Origin of the sequence: Moraxella sp. E33BD (genome assembly GCF_041807865.1) — a bacterium.
GTDB classification, from domain to species: Bacteria; Pseudomonadota; Gammaproteobacteria; order Pseudomonadales; family Moraxellaceae; genus Moraxella; species Moraxella haemolytica.
In genome coordinates this window covers 1-24241 of the sequence record NZ_JBGTZD010000010.1, presented here as the reverse complement: position 1 = coordinate 24241, position 24241 = coordinate 1, and the positions used below count along the sequence as shown (strand labels likewise).

The window sequence follows — 24241 nt, the reverse complement described above, 5'->3', positions numbered from 1 at the left end:
CACTCATGAGTCTGCTCCTGTATTTGTTTGCTCGGCTTGTTCTTGGGTGTGGCTGATATTCTCATCATCTAGGGCTTTTTTGCCAAGATGATATGCCGCCACCAGTGCCCCAAGCAATAAAAACGCCGCCACTTCCACCAATAACACATATTGGGTAAATAGGCTAATGCCCACATCTTTGATGCTAATACTGGCATCTTGGAGCATGATGTCCTTACCACTAACGATAAAACTTATCAGTACGCCAGCAATAATCACAGTTAGTAGTAACGGTGTCGCCCACGCATTGGCAGTTAGCCATGATTTTTCTTCCGTATTGTCCGTGCCAAGATTAAGCATCATAATCACAAATACAAACAAAACCAAAATCGCCCCTGCATAGACAATCATCTCAAGCACGCCTGCAAACGCAGCACCAATGATAAAGAAAATTCCTGCCACTGCAAGCAAGCTGACAATCATTGATAAAATGGCGTGCACAGGATTGACCTGCGTTACCACTCTTAGACTTGCCCAAAACGCCACAAGAGATAAGGCATAAAAGCCCACCATGTCGCCATTTGCCAAAAAACTTTGTAATGTTTGCATCATGGCAATAGACTCCGCACATCAATCGGCTGGCTTTCACGCTCGTGCGACCCTTTGGGTTTGCCGTCTGTTGCCATACCTGTTACTCTATAATAGTTATAATCCGGATATTTGCCTGTACCGGCAATCAGCAAATGCTCTTTTTCATAGACCAAATTTTGACGGTTGTACTCCCCAAGCTCAAAATCAGGTGTCAGTTGAATGGCGGTGGTTGGGCAGGCTTCTTCGCACATACCACAGAACACACAGCGACTAAAATTGATGCGGAAAAATTCAGGATACCAGCGACCATCTTCTCTCTCCGCCTTTTGCAAGCTGATACAGCCCACAGGGCAGGCGACCGCACACAGGTTACATGCCACACAGCGTTCATCGCCATCTGGGTCTCGAGTTAGGACAATGCGTCCACGAAATCTAGGTGGAACTGGCACAGGCTGCTCTGGATATAAAATGGTATCTCTCTTACGAGTGGCGTGCGAATTTACCATCCACATTGAACGCACTATGGTGAAAATCCCCACCACCGCATTTTTTAAAGTTGTAAACATTTAATTCACCATCAAAATCACAAATGCTGTTGCCAATAGATTTACCAGTGTTACAGGCAAACACACCTTCCAACCAAAATTCATCACTTGGTCGTAGCGAGGACGCATGAGCGAACCACGAGCCAAAACGAACAAGGTCATAAAAAACAAAGTCTTAATCGCAAACCAAAAAAATGGCGGAATAAATGGAATGTTCAGGTTAAATGGCGCCAACCAACCACCAAAGAACAAGGTTGTCATCAAAGCGGAAATTACCACCACATTGACATACTCGCCAATAAAGAACATACCAAATTTCATGCCTGAATACTCAACATGATAACCTTCTGCAAGCTCCTGTTCAGCTTCTGGTTGGTCAAATGGATGGCGATGCGTTACCGCCACACCTGCCACCACAAAGCATAAAAAGCCAAAAAACTGCGGTATGACATTCCAAACAGTTGTTTGAGCTTCCACAATATCTCTTAGGTTAAATGACCCTGCCATTGAGACCACGCCCATCAAGGATAAGCCCAAAAAGACTTCATAACTGATGGTTTGGGCTGCACTTCGTAGCCCACCAAGTAGCGAAAATTTGTTGGCAGATGCCCAGCCACCAAACATAACCGCATATACCGCAAGACCTGCCATCGCAAAGAAAAATAACAACCCAATATCCCAATTAGCCGCCCCAAGTGTCGGTGATAGCGGAATGATGGCAAAACTTGCCAAAGCAGTAAACATGGCAATAGCTGGTGCTAGGGTAAATAGTCGTTTATCAGCAAAGGCAGGCATCCAATCTTCTTTAAAAAAGATTTTCAACATATCCGCCACAAGTTGTAGCGATCCTTGCCAGCCCACTCTATTTGGACCATATCGGTCTTGCCATAAAGCAAGCATTCGGCGTTCATAGACAATCATCAAAGCAGCAACCATCACCAACCCCAAAAAAATCGCCAAGGTCTGTGCGGTCAGATAAATGAACGACCATAATTCAAAAGACATACCACTTAGAAATGACGGCACATCAGCAATTACTTGGATACTCATTTATACCCCCATCTCTTGAGTTGTTGTGCAAGTATCAGCAAATGGCGTGTTATTAAAACCTGCTTTTGGTGCAAAAATTGTATTCGCCTTAGTAGCATTCGCCAAGCGTCTCATACTCAACTGATATCGTGGCACATAGACAGGTGTGTCCTTATCGGTCTTTTTAACACCGGTTGGTAAGCCTACCATAAATGGCACAATCCCCTCAAGATAACCAATACACCCTTCTGCCAGATAATCCACCACCGATACAGGCAGGGTAATCGCCACTCCCTGCTGAGTTAAGGTTAATTTATCACCCGCCTTAACAATCCATCTGGCAGCATCTTCACGGCTAATAAACCAAGTAGCAGGCTTGATTTGACTTGCGACCACAGGACTGCGACTAACCAGTGGCGATACAGTAAATAGATTGGCTACAGGCACAACCACCGCACGCCCATCAAAGACGCTACTTGACACATTATCAGCAACCATCACTTTTTCAAAAACTATCTGCATCTTAGGCAATTCATCAAACAGACGAATACCGATGTCGCCACCTTTTAATCGCCCACCAACTTTATCTTGTAGCTTATTCCATGCCTGTGGCGAATTCCAACCAGCCGACCACGCAAAAGGCGTTACCGAACTTGGTATTCTATCGCCCACATAACCTTCCATTGAGAAAGTTAAAGCACTGTCTTTATCCTTAGGCTGCATTGGTTCATGAATAGAAATCGGTGCACGCATGGCTGTACGGCCTGAGTAACGGCGTGGTTCACGAGCAATTTTTAACCCTGTAATGCGATAGGCAGACTCTGGTGCAGCTTGCTTAATTTGGGCAAGCTGTGGATAATCCGCCACCAGCTCATCAATCACATCATCTAGATGATACCAATTAGGTTCACCCTGCTTGGCATGCAACATATTATCCAAGGCATGTAGCCAACGCCAGCTGTCTTTAATCTCACTAGCTGGGTCGTAATAGTGTTTGTCATAGGCGGCAAAGAATCGTCCTGCTCGACCTTCTGCTGAGATTAGCGTGCCATCAGACTCGGCAAATGAACCGCTTGACAGAATAAAGTCCGCCTCATCATGCCACTCATAACGCTGATGGTCTAAGGCAATCATTGTTTTTTGGGTTAATTTATCAAGCTGACTTGGGGTCAAATTCGCCAAATCATGCTCAAGTACAATCACCGCATCAAAATCATCTGCCAGTATCTCTTCTACCGACTGACCACCCAGTAGATTTAGACCCACGCTATTTGCCTCTGGCATGGTCAAATAGACACCTGTTTTATCAGTATAGGAAGTATTGACTTTTAGTAGGCGAGATTGTAGCGTCTTTTCAAACTCATTTGGGTCTCGTTCAGTCGTATGCACGCCATCAGTTTTGGCGGATTTTTCTTGATCAACAAACTGTCGCTCTACCTCATCACGGATTTTAGCATTTTCCACCTCTACAAACTCACGCTCAACATGAGCAATTTTAGCTCGTTTGTCAGTTAAATTCTGAGCAATGTAGCCAGTAGCTTGTAAAATCGCCTTAGAAGTAAGGCTAGTGCCTGAAATGATAAGGGGGCGATTTGCCATGATTAAATCATAAGCGATGTGATGAGCCAAAAACTCCATCGCCATGTTCTCATTAATCACTAAATTTGGGTCTTGTTCTTTGGCAAAAATGGCATTTTCATGCTCGGTGATTTCCTCTAAGCGATCAGCAAACGCTTTAATAACATCACCCACCATAAATCCTAGCTTAGCGATATCATTTGGCGTGGCAACAGTGGCAATCTTAGCAATGTCATCAAGTTTGGTCTCATTCACACTGGCAGTATAAATAGGACTAAAGGCTTCTTGACCAATGCGTTTGACAGGTTCTGCCAACCAATGCTCAGTACGAAGTGCCGTTGCCATCTGCTTGGCTTTATTTTTGGTAGCTTGACGCACGGATAATGCAACACGACTTGCTGTCTGAGTGATATCCTCACCTAGAATAAATACACAATCTGCTGTTTCAATCTGAGCAAGTGATACCTGATGGATATTTTCTTGGCGTAAAATCTGCACACCTAAGTTTACCACCTCTTTGACCGCCGCACGCTCACCTGTGCTATAGTTGTCCGCTCCGACCAATTTTTTTAGAGCAAAATTACTCTCAAGGCTTGCTCTAGCCGAGCCGATACCAATGACATTTTTGTCTTTTAATAAATTTGCCACACCATCAACAGCAAGATTTGCACTGGTCTTGACAAATTTTGTATCTACCCTTTTAAGGGGGTGCATCGGACGATCGGCACGATTGATATAGCCATAACCAAACCGACCTTTGTCGCACAAAAAGTAACCATTAACATCGGGATTATAGCGGTTTTCAATGCGTCTTAGCTCGCCATAGCGTTCACCTGCCGAAATAGAACAGCCTGTAGAACAGCCTTGACAAATGCTAGGGGCGTATTGCATGTCCCATTTGCGATTATATCTGTCAGAGTGTGTTTTATCAGTAAACACCCCTGTTGGGCAAACTTCGGTAAGATTACCGCTAAACTCACTTTCAAACTGCCCGTCCACCTCACGCCCAAAATAAACACGGTTGTTGGACGCATAGACACCAAAATCTGTACCGCCTGCATAATCCCTATAAAAACGCACACAGCGATAACAGGCAATACAACGGTTCATCTCATGATTAATAAACGCCCCCAAATCTTGATTGTGGTGTACTCGCTTGGTGAAGCGATAGCGTCTTTGGCGATGCCCTGACATATAAGTCATGTCTTGTAAATGACAATGACCACCTTCTTCACAGGTTGGGCAATCATGGGGATGGTTAGTCATTAAATATTCAACAATGCGTTTGCGAAAGTCTTTAGATTCAGAGTCATCGACCGAAATGTACATATCATTTGTCGGTGCAACCATACAACTCATAACAAGTCGTCCACGCCCTGCCTTGTAATCTTCTTCATTGTTGTACTGCTTGACTGCACATTGGCGACACGAACCCACCGAACCAAGTGCAGGGTGATAACAAAAATATGGCAAATCAATACCAAGCGACAAACAAGCAGAAAGCAGGTTGTCAGCACCATCTACTTCATAGCTTTTGCCGTCTATATGAATAACCGCCATCACACGCTCCCTTGCTGATTGTCTGATTCGCTGACCAGATGCACTTGTTCAATTTTTTGTTCAAATTCACAGCGAAAATATTTTAAGGCACTCATTAAAGGCTCCATCGCTCCTGGTGCGTGTGCACAAAAGGTTTTGCCAAGCCACAAATCACGGGTCAACTCGGTTAATTTTTCAATATCGCCATCTTGCCCTTGACCTTTATCCATGTCATCAAGAATTTTAACACCCCAAGGCAAGCCATCACGACAAGGCGTACACCAACCACAAGATTCTCGTTGGAAAAATTTTTGTAAGTTTTTGGATAAACTCACCATATCTTGGGTTTCGTCCACCACCATCATCAGACAAGTTCCCAAGCGACTGCCAGCTTTCATAATGGGGTCAAAATCCATCACAAGATCAAGATGTTCATCACTTGCGGTCAAAAAATCGGTACTTGCTCCACCCGGTAGCCACGCCTTTAATCTAAGCCCCTCTTGCATACCACCAGCCAATTCAATCAGCTCTCGTGCGGTATAACCAAAAGGCAACTCCCAAAGCCCTGCATCTTTTACACGCCCAGACACGCCCATAATCTTAGTGCCAGGAGTATCTGATCTTCCTTTGGCTTTGGGTAAATTAAGATACCAATCCACCCCATTTAACATAATGGCAGACATATTGTTTAATGTTTCTACATTATTAACCACTGTAGGACGACCCCACGCTCCAGATACTTGCGGAAACGGAGGTTTGGTGCGTGGATTGGCACGACGACCTTCCAAGCAGTTAATCAGTGCCGTCTCCTCCCCACAGATATACCGCCCCGCTCCTGTATGAATGTGCAAATCAAACTTAAATGCCGTACCAAGAATGCCATCGCCAAGTAACGCATTAGCAATACATTCATCAATTGCTTGTTGTAGTCGCTCAACAGCGATTAAATATTCACTACGAATAAAAATATAGCCTACGCTCGCTCCGATGGCATAGGCAGTAATCAACATCCCTTCAATCAATTGAAAAGGCAAGCGTTCCATCAACAAGCGGTCTTTAAAAGTGCCAGGTTCCATCTCATCAGCATTACAAATAAGATATCGCACACCACCATCAGGAGGTGTCATGAAAGTCCATTTCAGTCCTGCATTAAAACCCGCTCCACCACGACCACGCACATTGGCGTTTTTTATCATCTCACCCACTTCTTGTGGGGTTTTTGATAAAGCAATTTTTAAGCCATCAAAGCCTTTTAGTGATAGATAATCTGCCAGTTTTAGTACCGCATCATGATGATACAGTCGCCATGTCAAAGGGTGCGTCTTGCAAGTCGGTGCTTGACCATCTGCCAACCCTACCCCCCAAATAGGAATCTTTTGGCGGTTTAATTGACTAGGAGCAAGTCCATTTTGGCGAGCAGTAATCTGACTTTGCAAGTCGGCTTTGTTATTGATATTATTGTAGTTCATTGATATTGCTCCAATAACTCAGCAACTTCGTGTGCTTGAATAGGGCCGTAAGTGTCTTCATCAATCAAAACCGCAGGGGATTTATCACAATTACCCAAACAACAAATAGGCAGTAAAGTAAAGCGTCCGTCAGGCGTGGTCTGTCCATAGTCAATACCAAGCTGTCTTTTAAGCTCAGCTTCTACGCTTTCAAAACCGTTTAGATAACAAGCGATGCTATCGCACAGTAGAATGACATGGCGACCAACAGGTTGGCGATAGATGCGGTTAAAAAAAGTTGCCACACCCTCGACATCGCTCACGGCAATATCTAGCATGTTGGCAATGGCGGTAACTTGTGCATCATCGACCCAGCCGTTGCGTTTTTGCACCAATTTTAAGGCATCAAGCACTGCAGCTCTCGGTTGGGGGTAGTGATGAATATGATGATGAATGCCGTCAATCTCTGCTGGCGTTAAAATCGTCTCAATGGCGACTTTGGGGGTTTTATCGGTTACTATTTTCATAAAGTTACCTTAATTTGCTTGCTGTTTTGACGGCTCGCTAAGTTTGTTTTTTAATTAACCAACTCAATTTATTAACCAAAAACCACATTGGTAAGATGTATTTGGGTTAATAAATTTTGCGGTGCATATTATACACGATTTTTTAGGGAATCTCTTAGGGATTTATAAACTTAGTCGTTCATCATCATCCAATCATAGCCAATCCCTGCATTTTCAAAAAAATAAATAGTATTAGCCAATATTTGGCTCTTTTTTAAAGCCTAGTTATGGTCTCATCATGAAATCTTTTTGGTTTTTTAGATGGTTGGAGCAACTTTATAAAATAACTTTGGCAATCCATCGTCCATTCACCTAGCTTATTTTTGCTTGTCAAATTAATTTGAATAACAGATTATCTTAAAGCTCCCAAAGCCAAAATTAGCAATTCCTTCTTTTTATCATACAATCTTAACGCAACAAATCACACCCCATCTGGGCATTTCCTTGATATTTCTTAGTGTGCAAAGCGTTGGGAGATAATCACGCACTCATTGTTTTGCAAAGTCCATCATGCCCAACTTGTTACACTTGGCAACAAATTTTCCAAAAAATATTTCAAATCGTCTTTTTTATAGACTCATCTTCCATAACTTAGGTTGAATATCCTATATAATGGTTTTAAATTCGTTTGGTATCCTTGATAGGTTTGATATGGCGATTAAAAGCGATCAAAAACTTCAACACACCAAACAGCATTCAAAAATATCACGCACAGTCATGACATTCACCAGACAAAACCATTAAGTACACAACTTTCATTTAGTTATTAAACAACTGATTATTATATAACAAAAAAGTCATTTATAGCAAAAAAACTGTTTGCCTTTATTACCGACACAAAAAACAAAATTTTAAAACTTAAGAACCAAACATCTTTTGTGTATCATGCACTGCCAGATTTATTGTTGGCATGAGTAATGCATTGTACATGACAGATTGGTTCAAGTACAACATAGCCCATCGTATTCAAGGCAAGTTTTTGTTAATTCGATGTTTTAAAATGAGCAAGTAAGGAATTTATGTATAAACCTTAAATAAAAAAGCATGATCATAAACAAAAAAATAATAGCTGACTATTATTTTTATTTTGGTTAATTTTCGTGAAAGTTTTTACTGACAAATAATTACAGAAAAGATAAATTAATACAAAAGGACTTTTTTATGGATTGTATTATGATGTTACGCTCAATTTGCCTATCAAGCATTCTACTATTACCAAGTTTTGCCCAATGCAAATTCTGATAATATTGATGTTTCTGTTGGATTAGAAACCTATTTTGAGAGATATAAAGAAACTTCAGACGGTATGCCTTTCATACAAGAAGATGCAAAAATGCTATCTTTAACCAGCAAGGTATCATACATCACCAATCGTCAAGACGCCATTTCAGTATTTGGCAGGTATTCGCTAGGGAAAAGTGATTATGTCGGAACCTTGCAAAATCAAGAATTCAGCTCTTTAAGAATGAACGATCAAAAGCGTTCTAGTGGTCAAATTGGCATCAATTATACACACTACCTAAATCTACCCACAACCAAAAAGTCGGTCTTACGGCCGGTGTATCATCTCGTTTTTTAAAAGATCATTTAAGCACCAGTCAAAACGCCTTGGGTTATTTACGAATCAATAGAGCAGTTTTTTACAACTTGGTGCTAGTCTCTCGGACGACATTAATTCAAAGATGGCTTATAAAGCCGATTTGATGATTAACCCAATCATCCGAGCAAAACAATATTCAATCATCGGCGAACATACCATCCCCATGAAACAAAAAGGTGGGGTTGGGGTGCAAAGTAGCGTACTACTAAACTATAAACTCAATGACAAAAGACAAGTTGAATTTGGTCCTTTTGTAAGATTCTGGAAAGTGCCTGATTCAGAAGAAGTGATGTTTTATGGCATACCTTTTGACAAACCCTCCAACTCAACTTATGAAGTGGGCGTTCAATTAAATCATTATTTTTAAACACCCAAAAGCTCAAAATCCAGTCAAATTCCGTTCAATTATCGCTATTGTATTGTGATGATTTTTTATCCATCATAGTGCAATAGCGACATCCATGCTTTTTAAATAAGCCGTAGCCAAACAAATAATCGCATTATCTAAGATTGGCATATACCACCTTGATGAGGTTGAAAAGATTTGTTCAGTGTTTTAAACCAACCTTACCCCAACCAGTCAACAACTCACTCTTCTGCACGAAAGTTTTTACCCAAAGTTTTGCCCACACCCTGATAATGACGAAAATTATAAATCAATGGTTACCATTTGGCAGGGTCAATTTTATGATCATCCATTATCAGCTTCTCACAAGCATGAACCTGCAAAATTTTTAATTCAATAATGGCATAACCATCTCTTTTACTGATATGGATTACTTTTGATTCAGCTTGTAATGGGCATTCTTTGATACGAGATGGCTTTACTTTGATGAATTTTCAGCTGTAAACCCACCCTTTTTTAAATTTATCATCACAAAATTGATATTCCGACTTTTGAAAATCAGGTATAGGGTTTTTGGCGGTTGTAGGAGCGATATTTTCTATTTTTTGCCAAAGTGTTTCATCGGGCAAATTGAATACCACCTCTGCACAAACACTCAAATTTTCAAATGCCTTGCCTTGTGTCCCAAGTCCAATCACCACATTATCACCCAAGCACCAACTGGACAAAATGGGCGTGATATTAGACGCACCATGTTCATCGCAAGTGGTTAATAAAACAACAGGAAAGCCGTAATAAAACATCTTGGGTAAAATTGGTTGATGCATAGTGTTCCTTACAATCATCTTCTTTTAAGATTGTCATCATCAAAGAGTAGCACGCCCATCAAAACAGATGTTGCATCGCTGTTTGTTCTTGATGTATTCTGATGGCCAAGATAACTCCATAAATAGGTAAACCCACAACCAAGACCCACCACGCCTGACATAACAACGCAATACCAATCAGTTCAGGGATAATATTTAAAAAATAATTTGGGTGCTTAAAAGTTCTAAAAATCCAAGAGTGATTGATGGTATGATTCGGCAAGATATATACTTTCACAGTCCAAATATCGCCCAACTGCTTGATGATATAATACAAGACAAATAAAGACAAAGTAACAATCAACACCCCTAACGCAGATACCACATCAAACTGCACTTGATAATAATACGCACTCCATAAGGCAGTAAAGTAATACAAGATATGTGCCGCAGCCAAAACCTTTGAATTTCTTTCTCCAACTTGCTTTGCACCCAATGCAACCAACTTTTTCTCATTATTGATTGATATTTTTAAAAACGCCAAACGCACAATAAAGAATGCAAGAAAAAAACAAAAAATTAATAACACACCCAACCCCTAAATAATTTAAAGTCATGAATATATTTCATGATACATGATAGCTAACTCAAATTCATCATGAGTTTTTATCATCAAAAATATCATCAAAAATCCTACCGATCGCAATCCGCCATTACAATATCAATGCTTGCCAAATAAATAATCGCATCCGATACAAGCGAGCCATTGATGACCGAAGGCATTTGTTGCAGATGGGCAAAGGTGGGCGTGCGAATGCGTGTGCGATAGCTCATCGTTGAATTATCCGATACCACATAATAGCTGTTTAATCCTTTGACGCCTTCTACCACACACGCCGACTCGCCTGCTGGCATTACAGGCCCCCACGATACCGACACAAAGTGGTTGATAAGTGTTTCAATGTCTTTTAAGGTTCTATCTTTAGGTGGTGGTACAGCCAGTGGGTGTTCGGCTTTATATGCCCCGCTTGGCATATTATTTAGGCATTGCTTAATGATACGCAAAGACTGGCGAATTTCTTCAATCTTAACCAAACATCTGTCATAAGCATCGCCATTATAAAACACTGGCACTTCAAAGTCAAAATTTTCATAGCCCAGATAGGGGCGTGCTTTACGCAAATCAAAGTCCACACCAGTTGCACGCAGACCTGCCCCCGTTACGCCCCACGCTAGAGCGTGCTTGGCATCGTATTGGGCGACAGCTTGGGTACGACCTTTGAGTACTGTATTGGTCATAGTCGCCTTGTAATATTCATCAATGCGTTTTGGCATCCAATCCAAAAACTCTCGCACCAATCTCTCCCACCCATTGGGCAAATCCATCGCTGTACCGCCAATTCTAAACCACGCAGGGTGCATACGATAGCCTGTTACCGCTTCAATGATGTCATAGGCTTTTTGGCGGTCGGTGAACATATAAAACACAGGCGTCATACCACCAGCATCTTGAATAAATGTTCCCCAGTAAAGCAAGTTATTCGTAATCCTAAACAGCTCACTCATCATAATACGAATGGTATTGGCTCTATCAGGCACACTAATACCGGCTAATTTTTCCACCGCCATAATATAAGGCAATTCATTCATCACCCCACCCAAGTAATCAATGCGGTCGGTATACGGAATGTATGAATGCCAAGTTTGGCGTTCTGCCATCTTTTCCGCCCCACGGTGATGATAGCCAATATCGGGAATACAGTCCACAATCTCTTCGCCATCTAGCTGTAACACCAAGCGAAACGCCCCGTGTGCTGATGGGTGGTTAGGACCGATATTCAAAAACATAAAATCTTCATCACGCCCTGAGCGTTTCATGCCCCACTCTTCTGGCACAAAACGCAAATTTTCTTGCTCGAATTGTTGTTTGGCGGTATTTAAAAAATATGGCGTAAATTCAGTCGCCCTTGCGTGGTATTCTTTACGCAGCGGATGTCCTTCCCAGTATTTGGGCAACAAAATCCGTGTCAAGTGCGGATGTCCATCAAACACCACCCCAAACATATCCCACACTTCTCGTTCATACCAGTTGGCATTGGGGTAAATTTGCGTAGCACTTGGAATACTTTCGCCCTCAGCAAGTGCAACCTTAATGCGAATGTCGGAGTTTCGCTCTAAGCTCATCAAATGATAAAACACGGTAAAATCGCTGACAGGTTGTCCATAGCGATGTTTTCGCAGGCGTTCGTCAATGGCGGATAAATCCACGAGCATTACAAAGGGCTTGGGCAATTTACGCAAGTACATCAAGACATCAAGCACTTGCCCACGCTCTGCCCAAACGGTGGGAATGCCGTCTGCGGTTTCTTGGACAACAAGATTTATAAACTTAGCGTTTAACTCGTTTAGAATGTCAAAATCGTGAATGTGGTTAATGCTCATAATACCAACTTTTTGTTTATGTTTGCGATTACTAAAATTTAAGTAAAATAAAAAAAATTGCATCGCCAATGTCTATATTTTTAAAAACTAAAACATAATTGAGTGAGTAAAATGATTAATAATATAAATTAATAAATACTCTCATTAAACATTATCCTCAGTTTATTTTCATCAATATCAGATGTTCCTCCAACTAAGCACACCAGAACAGGGCAAGTCAGCAAATCTACTGTTACAGGCATTATGTCATTCGTGAGAATTTTAGCCTGATAAAAACTAGGTAGACTTTGAATTTTTGACAGGAATAGTTGCTCATCTAATTTATTTTCCTTTTGGTAATTAATTAAAAATACTACTTTGGCTTGACTGATAATTTTTGAATAAAATATATTGTCTTTTGTTTTTCCATAGAACTGTGTCAAATCTTTCTTTAAATAACTATGGACACTTAATTCAAGTAAGCTCTGTTGGTAACATTTTTCAAAAACAATGGGTGCAACCCCTCCGTGCAATCTTGCCCCCATTTCAATCATTACTGGATTAATATAACCATTGGTACTTGATTGTGCCAATAGCTCCATATGCACCGCCCCAAATTTGACCTCTAATGCTTTAATGCATTGTATTGCATATTGAATTATGGCTTGATATTTTTTACTCGCAATATCCAACATTTGCATATTTTCATAAACAAACTGGCTACCATTGTGATAACCTTTTTTATAAACACACAAACTACAAATAAAAATGTTGTCATCTTGCACAATCATATCTACAACAAATTCATCACCAGTTTCAAATGATTGCAAAATGTAGTTGTCATTCTTTATTCCTAACGCATTAACTGTTTCCCAATTAATGTTTTGTATATGATTAGATAGTGTTGTCTTATTTTCAAAAAACATTACACCATCGCTACCTGCCGAATTTACAGGTTTAAGAATATAGCCACTTGCACTTTCAAATAAATCTTCATTATTACAATGAATGAGTTGACTTTTAATATGCTTCAACCCATTCTCTTTCAAAGCGTTTTGCATCACAAATTTATCTCGGCGTTTTAAGCTACTTTTTACGGGATTTCCTGTTACGCCAAAGTATTCTGCTAATTGTTCACCAACAATAACGCCCGTTTCTGCACCAATTACAACAGCCAAAATCTCATCTCTATGAAATTTTTCCTTACATTCTTGAACCGAATAAATTACTTTATTAACAAAATAAGTATTATCAAAACTAAAATAGTTCATACTCATATCAGAATTAGCAAGTACCGCATAGCATTGATGTCCTAATTCATAGAACTTTTGTGCGTACAATGCACCAGTAGAAAAAGGGTCTACAATCAAAATTTTGCCTTTAACCATAATTGCACTCCTAGTTGGTAGAGATTTTGTTTGCGAAAAGTACACTAATATAAAATACAATAATAATAAATGCCACTAATGGTAAAAATATTTGGGAAATATTGATGTTCTGTACACTGGCTAATATGTATCCAAATAATAAGCTAGCACCTGCTTGAAATATGGTATAAAAAACAGCACTACTTTGACCAATAAAATTAGCTTGCTCTATATCTTTTGCCAATAAAGATAATTTTTCCCTTATCAATATCCTAATACTATTGATAAAAAATCCAATAAAAAAACATATTGCTAGTGATAATATTTTCATATTTGACATAACAAATATTAAATCGGCAAAAATTAAGCATATTGCCATTACCAAGCAATGTTTTGTATTGCTTTTTAGAAAAACTGCACAAAAAGCACCTATGCCAGCAAAAGCACTGGATAAACCAAAATCTTGGGCAGTCCACTGTTTGATTTCTTGAAATATAATCGGTGTGGTTAAATTAAAACTGGTAATATGAATGCCAATAAACCCTAGTATAAAGCATAATAAGTAAATATTTTTTTTATCCAACAAGTCAAGTTGATTCACAGATTGCTTTTCATTCATTTGAGTTTTATTCTTTATTTGAGCAAAACTACCATTTTTCGCCCAAATCATAAAGATAATAGCAAATGAAATATCTATTAAAACAATACTTGTCATAGAATAAAAAAAAGATAAATGATTTAATAGCATTCCCCCTATCATTGCTCCACCAAATGCACCAATCTGTATAACAGTTTGCATATATCTTGATGCTTTGTTTGCAGAAACGATACCATCTACAACAAGATAATTATTATAAGTCTCATAATTACTTAATATACTAACACTCAATATTCCAGATATTAACGCAAGACCAATAAAACTATAAACAGATGTATTAAGTGCTGACAAAACAAAAACAATGGAATAAAATAAAATGCGTGAAAGCATTAAATGATGAGCCGAAAGAGACAATAAATTAATTTTGGAAAACTTTTTTAATATAAATGGGACAATTGTACTAATGCACAATATCAATCCAAGCATTAAAGGATTTTTGGTTATCTTATAAGACAACCAAATTACCATAATCAGTAATGCCATATCACTAAAATAAAAGACAATCAAAGCACCGTAGAATTTTCTCAAGTCCATAGTCTTTGCCTCATTTTATTTCTTATGATGTCTTTCAAAAGAAAGTGGGCATTGCATAGGCTCTTCATCATTGGTAACAGGCAACATATATTGAACCCACTCCAACTCTCCAAGCTGATAATGACCAAGTAAAGGACTTCTGGAAATTAAATCGTAATTATCTATATTTTTTCTTATCCGCTCTCTAATAGCATAACCTGCTTCATCATCTCCTGCAAAAACATCAAAACGCTCTCTTGGATTAATAACCAAAACCAAAGTATCACACAAATTTCTACTTAACCTTAAATGATGATTTGGGTGGCTAGCATTAATAAAAATCTGAACTCCGTGAAAGCACATTGTCCAAAACTCTTGGTTGGGATTGAGTGGAATTTCTCCCACCCAAGATTTTTCATCATTATCAATCAAGTATTGCAAGGCTTGAACAAAAATGTCTTGATAGTCTTTAGTTTGACTATGTCCTTGCACAGGTTCAAATACAACTAACAATGGGTAGGCTGTATTAAATTTCCCATCCCAAACCGACATTGCCAATTCTAGGTAATTTTTTAAACCCTGTGCAAAACACTCTAAATCATATTGAGCCTTATCTCGCACATAAGCTATCGGTAAAAATTTTACCATACCTTGTGCAAATGCCTTACGAGCAAATAGACACGGAAATAATGCTTTTTGTTCTGCATTATCACCATTAAATCTTTCTAAAATTTGTCTTCCCATATCGCCTAGCTAACCTTGCATTTTGGCTATTTCAGACTGAGAGTATAAAGTATTATTCATTAACAAATCCCCATTCTATTATGACCATAAGATTAATTTCCAAATCCAATGACACAAGAAAGTACTCACATTGCAGGATATAACATCACTCCACCCCATCAGGACTTTTTAAATTCTTAACAAGAATGCGTTCGGCATTTTTTCTATCCCGCTCTGGGGTCATAATTGGCTGATAAATGCCTTGGTCAAGATGAATACCAAGCGGTCGGCGTTCTTTGGTAATACTCTCTTGCAATAGCATAATCGCCTGAATAAGTGCTTCTGGGCGTGGCGGACAACCGGGGATATAGACATCTACGGGCAAAATTTTATCCACGCCCTGCACCACCGAATAAATGTCGTACATACCACCAGAATTGGCACACGCCCCCATTGAGATGACCCATTTGGGTTCGAGCATTTGCTCATACAGTCGCAAGATGACAGGTGCCATTTTGACAAAACAAGTGCCAGCGACAATCATCACATCAGCTTGACGAGGACTGGCACGAATCACTTCCGCCCCAAAGCGAGATAAATCATGCACTGCTGTTAAGGTTGTGGCATACTCCACATAGCAACAGCTTGTACCAAAGTTAAACGGCCATAACGAATTTTTACGCCCCCAGTTGGCAGCGGCATGCGTAAGGTCAGACAGCTTACCCAAAAAGATATTTTTTTCAACTTCTTCTTGGGTGATATCATCCACCACTTGGCGAGTGGTGTGGAGTTCTTGATTGCCTTGTTCTTCGGCACGAGTTAAGGTGTATTTCATAGTGGTCTTTTGTCAATTAAATATCTACTAAATTAAGATTAACAATTTGTTTATTTATCTTTTGGCATGCCCTTGGCTGTCGTCTTGATACCAAAAATACAACAGATAATCACCAATCTAACAAAGGCGAGATTTTGAAGTATGATTGCCATCATAAAAAACGATGGCAAATATCAAAAAAGAAGGTTGATCCGATGATTGCCAAATTTCATTCAATTAATTCCCTTAATCAAATTTTTGCGTAGTAACTCGTCCTGTGTCATTGATGTGGTCAATGTTTGCCATATCCTGCTTGTCTTTTTCAAGCACCGCCTGCAAGTCTTTTCGTCCTGAAAAAATCCGTCCAGACGACTGAGCAGGCACTTTACCTGTGGGGTCGGTGTGCAACTCATCAATGGTGGTAAAGGCTGTGATGCTCGCCAGATTAAAATCATCAGGACGGTGTAAAATGCGTGGCTTTTTTTCTCGCTTATCAGCAGGTGCCCAGTTCATCGCCCCAAGTTTCATCTCATAAAGCAGGCCAATAAACAAAATGCCAATAAAGGCAGTAGCAGCCATAAAACCTGCCCAACCCACTTCACGCACACTCACTGAATAGGCATATAAAAATAAGGCTTCTAAATCAAAAATCACAAAAAAAATCGCCACCAAATAAAATTTGGCGGATAAGCGAATGCGTGCCGAACCAGCTGGTAACACACCTGCTTCAAAAATTTCGTGTTTTTGTGAACCACTTGACTTACCCCCAAGCAAGCGAGGCACGACAAGCATAAAGATAACCAACCCCAAAGCGGCTAGCAAATAGACGATGGCTGACCATTCGGCTGACATAATCACCCCTGCGTGATTTCTGAATAAACATTCAAGGATGGTCAAGACCTTCTGACGCACCCAATTTTGTGGCGTATTATACCACATTTCAAATAAATACTCATGACCGATACCAAATATTTTAACAACTTTCCTTGTCAATCTTTAAAAATATATAAAACCAAACACCGCCACACTTAAAAACCCAGTCAAACTTTTATAAAATCAGTTTGCTCCCAATGGCAATATAAAAATACCCAAGCACTAAAATCATCTATGATTAACCGGTCATTTATGATTCGTGCTTGGGTTTCTTAATAGATGGGTCATTACAACCTTTATACGATAGCCATTGTGTTATTGATTGACAACCGATACTCCTTTTGGTGGAGTAAAGCTAAACTGATCAGCATTGATCTTTTTGTTTAGGCTGATATTAGAAAAGCGGATTTGCGTCTGCTGACCCATTGCATCAGCAATACTCATAAACACAGGTTTACCACCATTAAAACTGATATACATTTCACTAAACCCTGCGTTATTTGATTTTGGTGTTAGTTTAAAATAGTTCTTAGTGTTGTTTGGCTGAGAGATATTAAAACTATCCGCAATCTTAGCGGTGTCGCCAGATAGTAATAATGCTGGCGTATCGCCCACTTGGTTGGCGACAGATTGTTTGATCGCCTGATTTAAATCCTTGTCATAAACCCACATGGTTAGATCATTGGCAACAATCAACTGATGTGCTGGCGACTTTGTCTCCCAGCGAAGCTGACTTGGGTGTTGTACCGCCATACTACCACTTGAAGTCATGGTTCTTTTACCCGCCTTTACCGTTTGGTTAAAATCAGCAGTCATGGACTTGGTGTTTGACAGCAGTTCGTTTAAATTTTGCACAGCTTGCATTTGACTGGCAGGTGCAGCGGTCGCAATGACAGGTAATACAGCGGTCAAACTCATGACAATAACGCTACCAGCCAGACCAAGTTTTACACCCATCGCTTTAATGTTGCTAGAAGTTAGCATATCAATACTCCAATGATTGATGACTGTTTTTGGTTGATTAAGATTGGGTAACCAATAGATTTGATTTCATCTTATCATGGTGCGATTTTTGCGATGGTTTAATCGTCTAAAATCAACCACACAACCTTTTTTAGTTAATGGATAGATTTTGCCAGTTTTTTATATTACAATCTAGTAGAGATTTGCAACCATATACAAAAATTGTTGCTGACCGGCTAAAAATTGATGCAAGACACACCATGAAAATATGACAAAATTGGTAGGATTGTCCTTGTCTTGCAACACCGCCAAAGAACGCCAATCACCATTTTATGACCTTGCCACTTTGGGGTGCTGTACTGTTTTTGCTGTTTTTAAAAAGACACCATAAATATGTCATGACATCTCTTTGGCGATTTGGTCGGCGATGTCTTTTGCTAGCGTTTGGCACAGGTGTTCGTCTTGACATTCCACCATCACACGAATCACCGGTTCAGTACCTGACTTGCGAATCAGCAAACGACCTTGATCCGCTAGAGTCTGTTCTGCCACATTAAACGCTTGCACCAAGTTTGGGTTGCTATAAGGATCTGCCATCTGTGTCAAGCGAACATTAATCAGCGTCTGAGGAAATGGTGTATAACCTGCTGATAGCTCGCTTAGTCGTACGCCTTGCTCCACCATACACATGAGTACCTGCAAGCCTGCCACAATGGCATCGCCTGTGCGACTCTTATCCAAGCACAAGATATGACCTGACGGTTCACCACCGATACTAAGTCCATGCGTCTCTAGGGTCTGCATGACATAGCGATCGCCCACTTTGGCACGATGAAACTCTATACCACGCTCACGCATGGCAATCTCTAAGGCTACATTACTCATCAGCGTACCGACCACGCCTTTTGGCTTTAGATGATTAGCCAAGACATATAAAATCGCATCACCATCAACGATCTCTCCTTGCTCATCCACCATGATGATGCGGTCTCCATCACCATCTAGGGCAATACCAACATCAGCACCATGCTTTAGGACGGCTGTTTGTAGGGAGTTTGGGTGTGTTGAACCACAGTTATCATTGATGTTGATGCCATCAGGGGTATTATGAATGGCGATAACCTCTGCCCCCAGCTCACGCAATACACGAGGGGCGACGCTATACCCTGCACCATTGGCACAGTCTACGACAATTTTTAAAGGATTTAGGCTTAAATGATATGGAAAACTACCCTTGCAGTATTCAATATAACGACCCTTGGCATCGTCCACACGATAACTCTTACCGATATTATCCGCCTTGATGCCTGTCAATCTTGATAGTCCCACACTACCATCGCCAATGAGTACATCTAGCTCTTGGTTCATCATCTCTTGAAGCTCATCAGAGATTTTTTTGCCTTCGTGCGAGAAAAATTTAATGCCATTATCATGATAGGGGTTGTGTGATGCTGAAATAACCACCCCCATGTCCGCATGAAAACTCTTAACTAGGTGTGCAATGGCAGGCGTTGGTAGCGGTCCTAACAAATGCACATCAACACCAGCAGCATTAAAACCCGACTGAAGTGCCGCTTCGATCACATAGCCTGAGATACGGGTATCCTTACCAATAATGACGCTTGGACGGCGTCTACCCTCTCCTGCTTGCCTAACCAGCACACGACCTGCCCCAAAACCTAACCGAAGCACAAAATCAGGGGTAATCGGAAACATTCCAAACTCACCACGAATACCATCAGTACCAAAATAGCTCACATTCCACCTCTGCTGTATTTTTATTTAATCATTCAATCTTATAAATAATAAAATATCATCACCATTATAGCATATCTTTTTAACCAAAATAGCAACCCATCATTAATGTTGTGTTGCCAAATATTATGATAGATCATCTCATCAAATCATTTTTTGCAATTATTGAACGACTAAACGATTGTTTACTTGCTCATTTTTCATTTACAATAGATAATTTAAGTAGATGGTTTTATCGCTAGCTACCCCTAACCACTATTTTTAGATACCCCACACCTTATGAATCATCACATACAGGTCAACCTGCCTAAGAACCGCTCTTTTGCCCTGCTTTATGCAATGGGCAGTACACTACTACTCACTGTGGCGTTATTCATCTGCCAGACAGGTTTTTTGTGGGGATTTGGGTATTTTGCAGGCTTGGATGTGCTAAACGCCAGCCATCATGGTGTTTTGGTCAGCATGGCGACCATCTCCACCTGTATCACAATGAGTCTTTTATGCGTCGGACTGGCTTTTTGGCGTGATGGTCGGCGTATGTGGCAGATACTAGGTGTGCGTCCGTTTTATTGGCGTTCTTTGGCGGCATGCCTTTGGTGGCTTTTGCTGTTTTTGGTACTAAGTGAGCTTATTATCCATGTACTTGGGCGAACGCCGATGGCATTCATGGATAGACTGATGAGCACCGCCCATCTACCGCTACTCGTGGTAGCAATGACAGTTGTCGCCCCCATCTATGAAGAGCTGATGTTTCGTGGCGTGTTGTTTGATGCGTGGCGACAGGTCTTTGGGGTGTACAGCGAAAAAATCTCTATCCTTTGTGCTAGCATCATAAACAGCGTACTATTTGCTAGCATTCATTTACAATACACTCTCTTTGAGATGGGAATCATCTTTGGGCTTTCGCTCATCTTTTGCTATACTCGAGTGTATTGTCGCTCTATCATCGCTCCTATATTGCTACATATTTTTAATAATGGCTTGGCGATGGTGATGTATTTGTTATATACATAAGCAACAACTCAGCTGGCATGATATACATCTAATACCGATGGAAAATATTCTTTTCACTCTCCCATTGCTTGAATAACAATCACTTTTGGTCATTCATTATCAAGACTTCATCAGCCGCTCGCCTAATGTCATCAATACTCAGCGTGCGTTTACCACTTAGCTCTTGCCGCCATTTTCTTGCTCCTGATAGACCCTGAAACAACCCCAAATAATGCCGTGCTAGCGTTGCCAAATTCGCCCCTTCGCCAGCTCGCCTTTCTAAATAAGGACACAGAGCATCCAAAACCTGACCACGAGTCGGTATCGCCCTGCCAAACAGAGTATTACACTCACCCATCAGCATTGGATTATGATAAAAAGCACGCCCAATCATCACGCCATCAACATGGTTTAGGTGCGTCTTGATGGCATCAATGTCGTTAATACCGCCGTTAATCTCAATAAATAACTCTGGAAAATCTGCTTTTAGCCGATATACATCATCATAGCGAAGCGGTGGAATTTCACGGTTTTCTTTGGGGGATAATCCGTTTAACCACGCAATGCGAGCATGAACGATAAAATGCCTACACCCTGCATTCATTACCTGCTCCACAAAATCACGCATGAACTCATAGCTATCAAAAGTATCAATACCGATGCGGTGTTTGACCGTTACAGGCTTACTGGTAGCATCTTTCATCGCACGCACCATATCAGCCACCAAGCTAGGCTCTGCCATAAGACAAGCACCAATTTTATTGTGCTGAACACGGTCAGACGGACAGCCAACATTCACATTAAACTCATCATAACCCATATCGTCAGCAATCTGTACACAGCGTGCCATCTCAGATGGGTCTGAACCACCAAGCTGTAAGACGATGGGGTGCTCTATGTCATCATGTCGTAAAATATAATCAGCATCGCCCTTTAAGATGGCACTAGTGCTAATCATCTCGGTGTATAGATGGATATCAGGGTTAAATAGGCGTGCAAAATAACGAAAATCCGCTGTCGTCCAATCAATCATCGGAGCTAGGGATATTCTCTTAGTATTTGATTTTAAAGCGTTTTGTAGGGAAAGCATTGTATTGTAAGCCTTTTAGGGGGTTGGGATTATTAATTATTTTTGATTATTTTAGCGTATTTTTGATTATTTTTGTAGTTTTTTGCGGAAAATTTGCGTAAAATATTGCGGAAAAAATCTTACCAAAGGTCATCAAAAATGGGTAGTATTCGTACCAAAAAATCAAAAGACGGCACGCCCCGCTATTATGCTGAAATCCGCATCAATAAGCAAGGTTTTCCGCCTTATCGTGAAAGTGCCAATTTTGGCACAAAAAAACTCGCTCAGGCGTGGATAGCCAAGCGAGAACAAGAATTAAAAGACAATCCAAAACTCTTATTTGGGGCAAAAGGTATCAGCGATGATTTAACGGTTAGCGATGCGATTGACCGCTATATTAGCGAGCTTGGGGCAGGCTTTGGACGCTCAAAAATGCACGCCCTAAGGCTTTTACAAAAATTCCCCATCGCCAAACTGCCTTTGACCGTCATTAGCCCCCTTGATATTACAGACCACGCCAATTTACGCAAAACTGGCGTTCCAGCTCTCGCTCTTGACCCTATTAGTCCGTCCACGCTTGGCTCAGAATTTACTTACCTTTTTGGGGTGCTAGACCACGCAGATATTATGTGGGGCGTGGACATTGATATGAATGCGTTAAGGCGTTCATTGAAACAGCTTAAAAAGACCCGCAATGTTGCTCCGTCTAATAAGCGAGACCGCTTACCAACGAGTGATGAACTTATCAAATTAACCAAACACTTTTACCAAGCTTGGCAAAATGGCAGTATGGCAATGCACCTAATTATGTGGTTTGCTCTATTGTCATGCAGACGGCAAGCTGAAATTACACGCTTAGAACTTAACGATGATTTGGGCGGTGTGTTTGTGGTACGAGATGTAAAAAACCCTAAAGGCAGTCTTGGTAACCATCAAAAATTTATGGTATTGCCAGAGACAAGACAAATTATTGACTTATTAAAACAGCATACCGCCGATGATACTTATTTGGTAGCAGAAAGCCATAAGATGATAAGTAAATTATTCACAGAAGCCTGTCATTTACTTGATATTGACGATTTGCATTTTCATGATTTACGCCACGAAGCCTGTACAAGATTGGCAGAACAGGGAATGACAATCCCCCAAATCCAGTCAGTGAGTCTGCACAGAAGTTGGGGGAGTTTACAAAGGTATGTGTCGGTGCATAAAAGGGCAAACACGCTTAGTTTTGATGAAGTTATGCGTGAAGTTTTGAATGATCGTTTTTGACCGCATTCTTTGCTTTGTCAAGGGCGGTCGCCAAGTCGGACAAATGAACAAAATAAGGTGATTTTTGGCTATCGGCAAGGCGAAAGCAAGGAAAAGCAAAACCTTGCTCGCTGGCTAGGCGGTTAATTTGGCTTTGCTTAAGGTGCGGATAATAAATTTCGCACACTTCACGCAGTTCCACCACCAATTTTCCAAACTGTAAAAATAGATAGTCTTGGGTGGAGATTGCAGCTTGGATGGTTTTATTCTGCATCAATACTTCCTCCACTTAGTTTGATAAGGGCTTCGGCGTGTGCGATAGCATTTTCTCTGCTTTTGTGCAAAAGCCCTCTACTTAAAGCCAATTTATCCAATTTATTACCTACCCAAAGACCTAGTATTGCGTAGTTGTTGGCTACTGGGTCAGCCATCCAATATTTATCGCCATCTTTCAATGGTTTTAACTCAGGCTTAGGAAAACTCACACCGCCAACAGCAACCATCTCTGATGTCATGCGAAACTCAATATCATCAGACAAAAAGACATTCACATCGCTCATGCCACTTAACTTAAACCACTCATCATGACCTAGACAACAGTACTCGACCGTTCTATGCTCTTTTAGAGCCCTAATAATCTCGTCATAGCTTAGTTTATTGCTCATTTTCACACTCATTTTCTCTTTTCCACGCCCACAACAAACAAAATTCATAATAATTAAGTGGTCTGTATCGCACCGTCATCAATATCGGCAGTTCGTACAGTCCTGTGTGTACATACATCATATCAAGTCCTTACTCGTGCGTAGCTGGT

Annotated in this window: 25 protein-coding genes; 5 read left to right on the top strand and 20 right to left on the bottom strand. The window is 40.5% G+C overall.

The genetic code is table 11. The features are described from left to right. Positions 1 to 3 precede the first annotated feature (3 nt). From nuoJ to nuoE, 6 genes are read right to left on the bottom strand one after another with little or no spacing between them, the layout of a single operon-like run. Complete coding sequence (gene nuoJ, locus ACERC6_RS07240; RefSeq protein ID WP_284673044.1) at positions 4 to 591, bottom strand: NADH-quinone oxidoreductase subunit J; 588 nt, start codon at positions 589 to 591, stop codon at positions 4 to 6. Beyond that, the gene (gene nuoI / locus ACERC6_RS07235; RefSeq protein WP_284673045.1) at positions 588 to 1136 is read right to left on the bottom strand and encodes an NADH-quinone oxidoreductase subunit NuoI; all 549 of its coding nucleotides are present in this window, start codon (positions 1134 to 1136) and stop codon (positions 588 to 590) included. The genes nuoJ and nuoI overlap by 4 nt, the downstream gene beginning before the upstream one ends. Further along, the gene (gene nuoH, locus ACERC6_RS07230) at positions 1137 to 2120 is read right to left on the bottom strand and encodes an NADH-quinone oxidoreductase subunit NuoH (protein WP_373628441.1); all 984 of its coding nucleotides are present in this window, start codon (positions 2118 to 2120) and stop codon (positions 1137 to 1139) included. A 45-nt stretch (positions 2121 to 2165) separates the two neighbouring features. Then, on the bottom strand, positions 2166 to 5282 hold the full coding sequence (gene nuoG, locus ACERC6_RS07225) for an NADH-quinone oxidoreductase subunit NuoG (RefSeq protein ID WP_373628367.1): 3117 nt from the start codon (positions 5280 to 5282) through the stop codon (positions 2166 to 2168). Continuing rightward, positions 5282 to 6730: an NADH-quinone oxidoreductase subunit F gene (locus tag ACERC6_RS07220; RefSeq protein ID WP_373628366.1), complete on the bottom strand. Its 1449-nt coding sequence runs from the start codon at positions 6728 to 6730 to the stop codon at positions 5282 to 5284. Before ACERC6_RS07220 ends, nuoG begins: the two co-directional genes overlap by 1 nt. Next, positions 6727 to 7236, bottom strand: a complete 510-nt coding sequence (gene nuoE, locus ACERC6_RS07215; protein ID WP_284673048.1) for an NADH-quinone oxidoreductase subunit NuoE — start codon at positions 7234 to 7236, stop codon at positions 6727 to 6729. Before nuoE ends, ACERC6_RS07220 begins: the two co-directional genes overlap by 4 nt. A 1372-nt stretch (positions 7237 to 8608) precedes the next feature. On the opposite strand from nuoE, the gene ACERC6_RS07210 reads away from it, so the two are divergent. Beyond that, the gene (locus ACERC6_RS07210; RefSeq protein WP_373628365.1) at positions 8609 to 8854 is read left to right on the top strand and encodes a hypothetical protein; all 246 of its coding nucleotides are present in this window, start codon (positions 8609 to 8611) and stop codon (positions 8852 to 8854) included. A 124-nt stretch (positions 8855 to 8978) separates the two neighbouring features. Then, a complete protein-coding gene (locus ACERC6_RS07205; protein ID WP_373628364.1) occupies positions 8979 to 9242 on the top strand; it encodes a hypothetical protein in 264 nt (87 codons plus the stop codon). Positions 9243 to 9715: 473 nt separating this feature from the next. Here the strand turns inward: ACERC6_RS07205 and ACERC6_RS07200 are convergent, their stop codons facing one another. The 9 genes from ACERC6_RS07200 to lolA form a co-directional block, all read right to left on the bottom strand. Beyond that, positions 9716 to 10048 carry a hypothetical protein gene (locus ACERC6_RS07200; RefSeq protein ID WP_373628363.1) on the bottom strand — a complete coding sequence of 111 codons (333 nt, stop codon included), beginning with the start codon at positions 10046 to 10048 and terminating at the stop codon, positions 9716 to 9718. A gap of 58 nt (positions 10049 to 10106) precedes the next feature. Continuing rightward, positions 10107 to 10616 carry an isoprenylcysteine carboxyl methyltransferase family protein gene (locus ACERC6_RS07195; RefSeq protein ID WP_373628362.1) on the bottom strand — a complete coding sequence of 170 codons (510 nt, stop codon included), beginning with the start codon at positions 10614 to 10616 and terminating at the stop codon, positions 10107 to 10109. 104 nt (positions 10617 to 10720) lie between these two features. Further along, the gene (gene nuoC, locus ACERC6_RS07190) at positions 10721 to 12532 is read right to left on the bottom strand and encodes an NADH-quinone oxidoreductase subunit C/D (protein WP_373628361.1); all 1812 of its coding nucleotides are present in this window, start codon (positions 12530 to 12532) and stop codon (positions 10721 to 10723) included. Between the two features lie 65 nt (positions 12533 to 12597). Beyond that, on the bottom strand, positions 12598 to 13836 hold the full coding sequence (locus ACERC6_RS07185) for an ATP-grasp domain-containing protein (RefSeq protein ID WP_284673053.1): 1239 nt from the start codon (positions 13834 to 13836) through the stop codon (positions 12598 to 12600). A 10-nt stretch (positions 13837 to 13846) separates the two neighbouring features. Then, positions 13847 to 15007, bottom strand: coding sequence for a hypothetical protein (locus tag ACERC6_RS07180; protein ID WP_284673054.1), 1161 nt, complete (start codon positions 15005 to 15007; stop codon positions 13847 to 13849). Between the two features lie 15 nt (positions 15008 to 15022). Continuing rightward, entirely contained in the window at positions 15023 to 15730 is a 708-nt protein-coding gene (locus tag ACERC6_RS07175) for a YqcI/YcgG family protein (RefSeq protein ID WP_373628360.1), read from the bottom strand. 145 nt (positions 15731 to 15875) lie between these two features. After that, positions 15876 to 16544, bottom strand: a complete 669-nt coding sequence (locus ACERC6_RS07170) for an NADH-quinone oxidoreductase subunit B (protein ID WP_284673056.1) — start codon at positions 16542 to 16544, stop codon at positions 15876 to 15878. Positions 16545 to 16769: 225 nt separating this feature from the next. Next, complete coding sequence (ndhC, locus tag ACERC6_RS07165; RefSeq protein WP_373628359.1) at positions 16770 to 17375, bottom strand: NADH-quinone oxidoreductase subunit A; 606 nt, start codon at positions 17373 to 17375, stop codon at positions 16770 to 16772. A 336-nt stretch (positions 17376 to 17711) separates the two neighbouring features. Beyond that, positions 17712 to 18380 (bottom strand): outer membrane lipoprotein chaperone LolA, encoded by a 669-nt coding sequence (gene lolA / locus ACERC6_RS07160; RefSeq protein WP_284673058.1) that lies wholly within the window; start codon positions 18378 to 18380, stop codon positions 17712 to 17714. Positions 18381 to 18627: 247 nt separating this feature from the next. Here lolA and ACERC6_RS07155 point away from each other — a divergent pair, with 247 nt between their 5' ends. Next, positions 18628 to 18750: a hypothetical protein gene (locus ACERC6_RS07155; protein ID WP_373628358.1), complete on the top strand. Its 123-nt coding sequence runs from the start codon at positions 18628 to 18630 to the stop codon at positions 18748 to 18750. 5 nt (positions 18751 to 18755) lie between these two features. On the opposite strand, the gene glmM is transcribed toward ACERC6_RS07155, so the two are convergent. Continuing rightward, positions 18756 to 20117, bottom strand: a complete 1362-nt coding sequence (gene glmM / locus ACERC6_RS07150; protein ID WP_373628357.1) for a phosphoglucosamine mutase — start codon at positions 20115 to 20117, stop codon at positions 18756 to 18758. A gap of 276 nt (positions 20118 to 20393) precedes the next feature. Between glmM and ACERC6_RS07145 the strand changes: the two genes are divergently transcribed. Next, positions 20394 to 21128, top strand: coding sequence for a lysostaphin resistance A-like protein (locus ACERC6_RS07145; protein ID WP_373628356.1), 735 nt, complete (start codon positions 20394 to 20396; stop codon positions 21126 to 21128). A gap of 79 nt (positions 21129 to 21207) precedes the next feature. Here ACERC6_RS07145 and dusA read toward each other — a convergent pair whose 3' ends face one another. Continuing rightward, a complete protein-coding gene (dusA, locus tag ACERC6_RS07140; protein WP_373628354.1) occupies positions 21208 to 22197 on the bottom strand; it encodes a tRNA dihydrouridine(20/20a) synthase DusA in 990 nt (329 codons plus the stop codon). A gap of 138 nt (positions 22198 to 22335) precedes the next feature. Here dusA and xerC point away from each other — a divergent pair, with 138 nt between their 5' ends. Further along, complete coding sequence (gene xerC, locus ACERC6_RS07135) at positions 22336 to 23448, top strand: tyrosine recombinase XerC (protein WP_373628353.1); 1113 nt, start codon at positions 22336 to 22338, stop codon at positions 23446 to 23448. Here xerC and ACERC6_RS07130 read toward each other — a convergent pair. From ACERC6_RS07130 to ACERC6_RS07120, 3 genes are read right to left on the bottom strand one after another with little or no spacing between them, the layout of a single operon-like run. Continuing rightward, a complete protein-coding gene (locus ACERC6_RS07130; RefSeq protein ID WP_373628351.1) occupies positions 23417 to 23701 on the bottom strand; it encodes a pyocin activator PrtN family protein in 285 nt (94 codons plus the stop codon). The genes xerC and ACERC6_RS07130 overlap by 32 nt on opposite strands. After that, on the bottom strand, positions 23691 to 24092 hold the full coding sequence (locus ACERC6_RS07125; protein WP_373628350.1) for a hypothetical protein: 402 nt from the start codon (positions 24090 to 24092) through the stop codon (positions 23691 to 23693). Before ACERC6_RS07125 ends, ACERC6_RS07130 begins: the two co-directional genes overlap by 11 nt. After that, positions 24082 to 24213 (bottom strand): hypothetical protein, encoded by a 132-nt coding sequence (locus tag ACERC6_RS07120; RefSeq protein WP_373628349.1) that lies wholly within the window; start codon positions 24211 to 24213, stop codon positions 24082 to 24084. Before ACERC6_RS07120 ends, ACERC6_RS07125 begins: the two co-directional genes overlap by 11 nt. Positions 24214 to 24241: the final 28 nt, after the last annotated feature.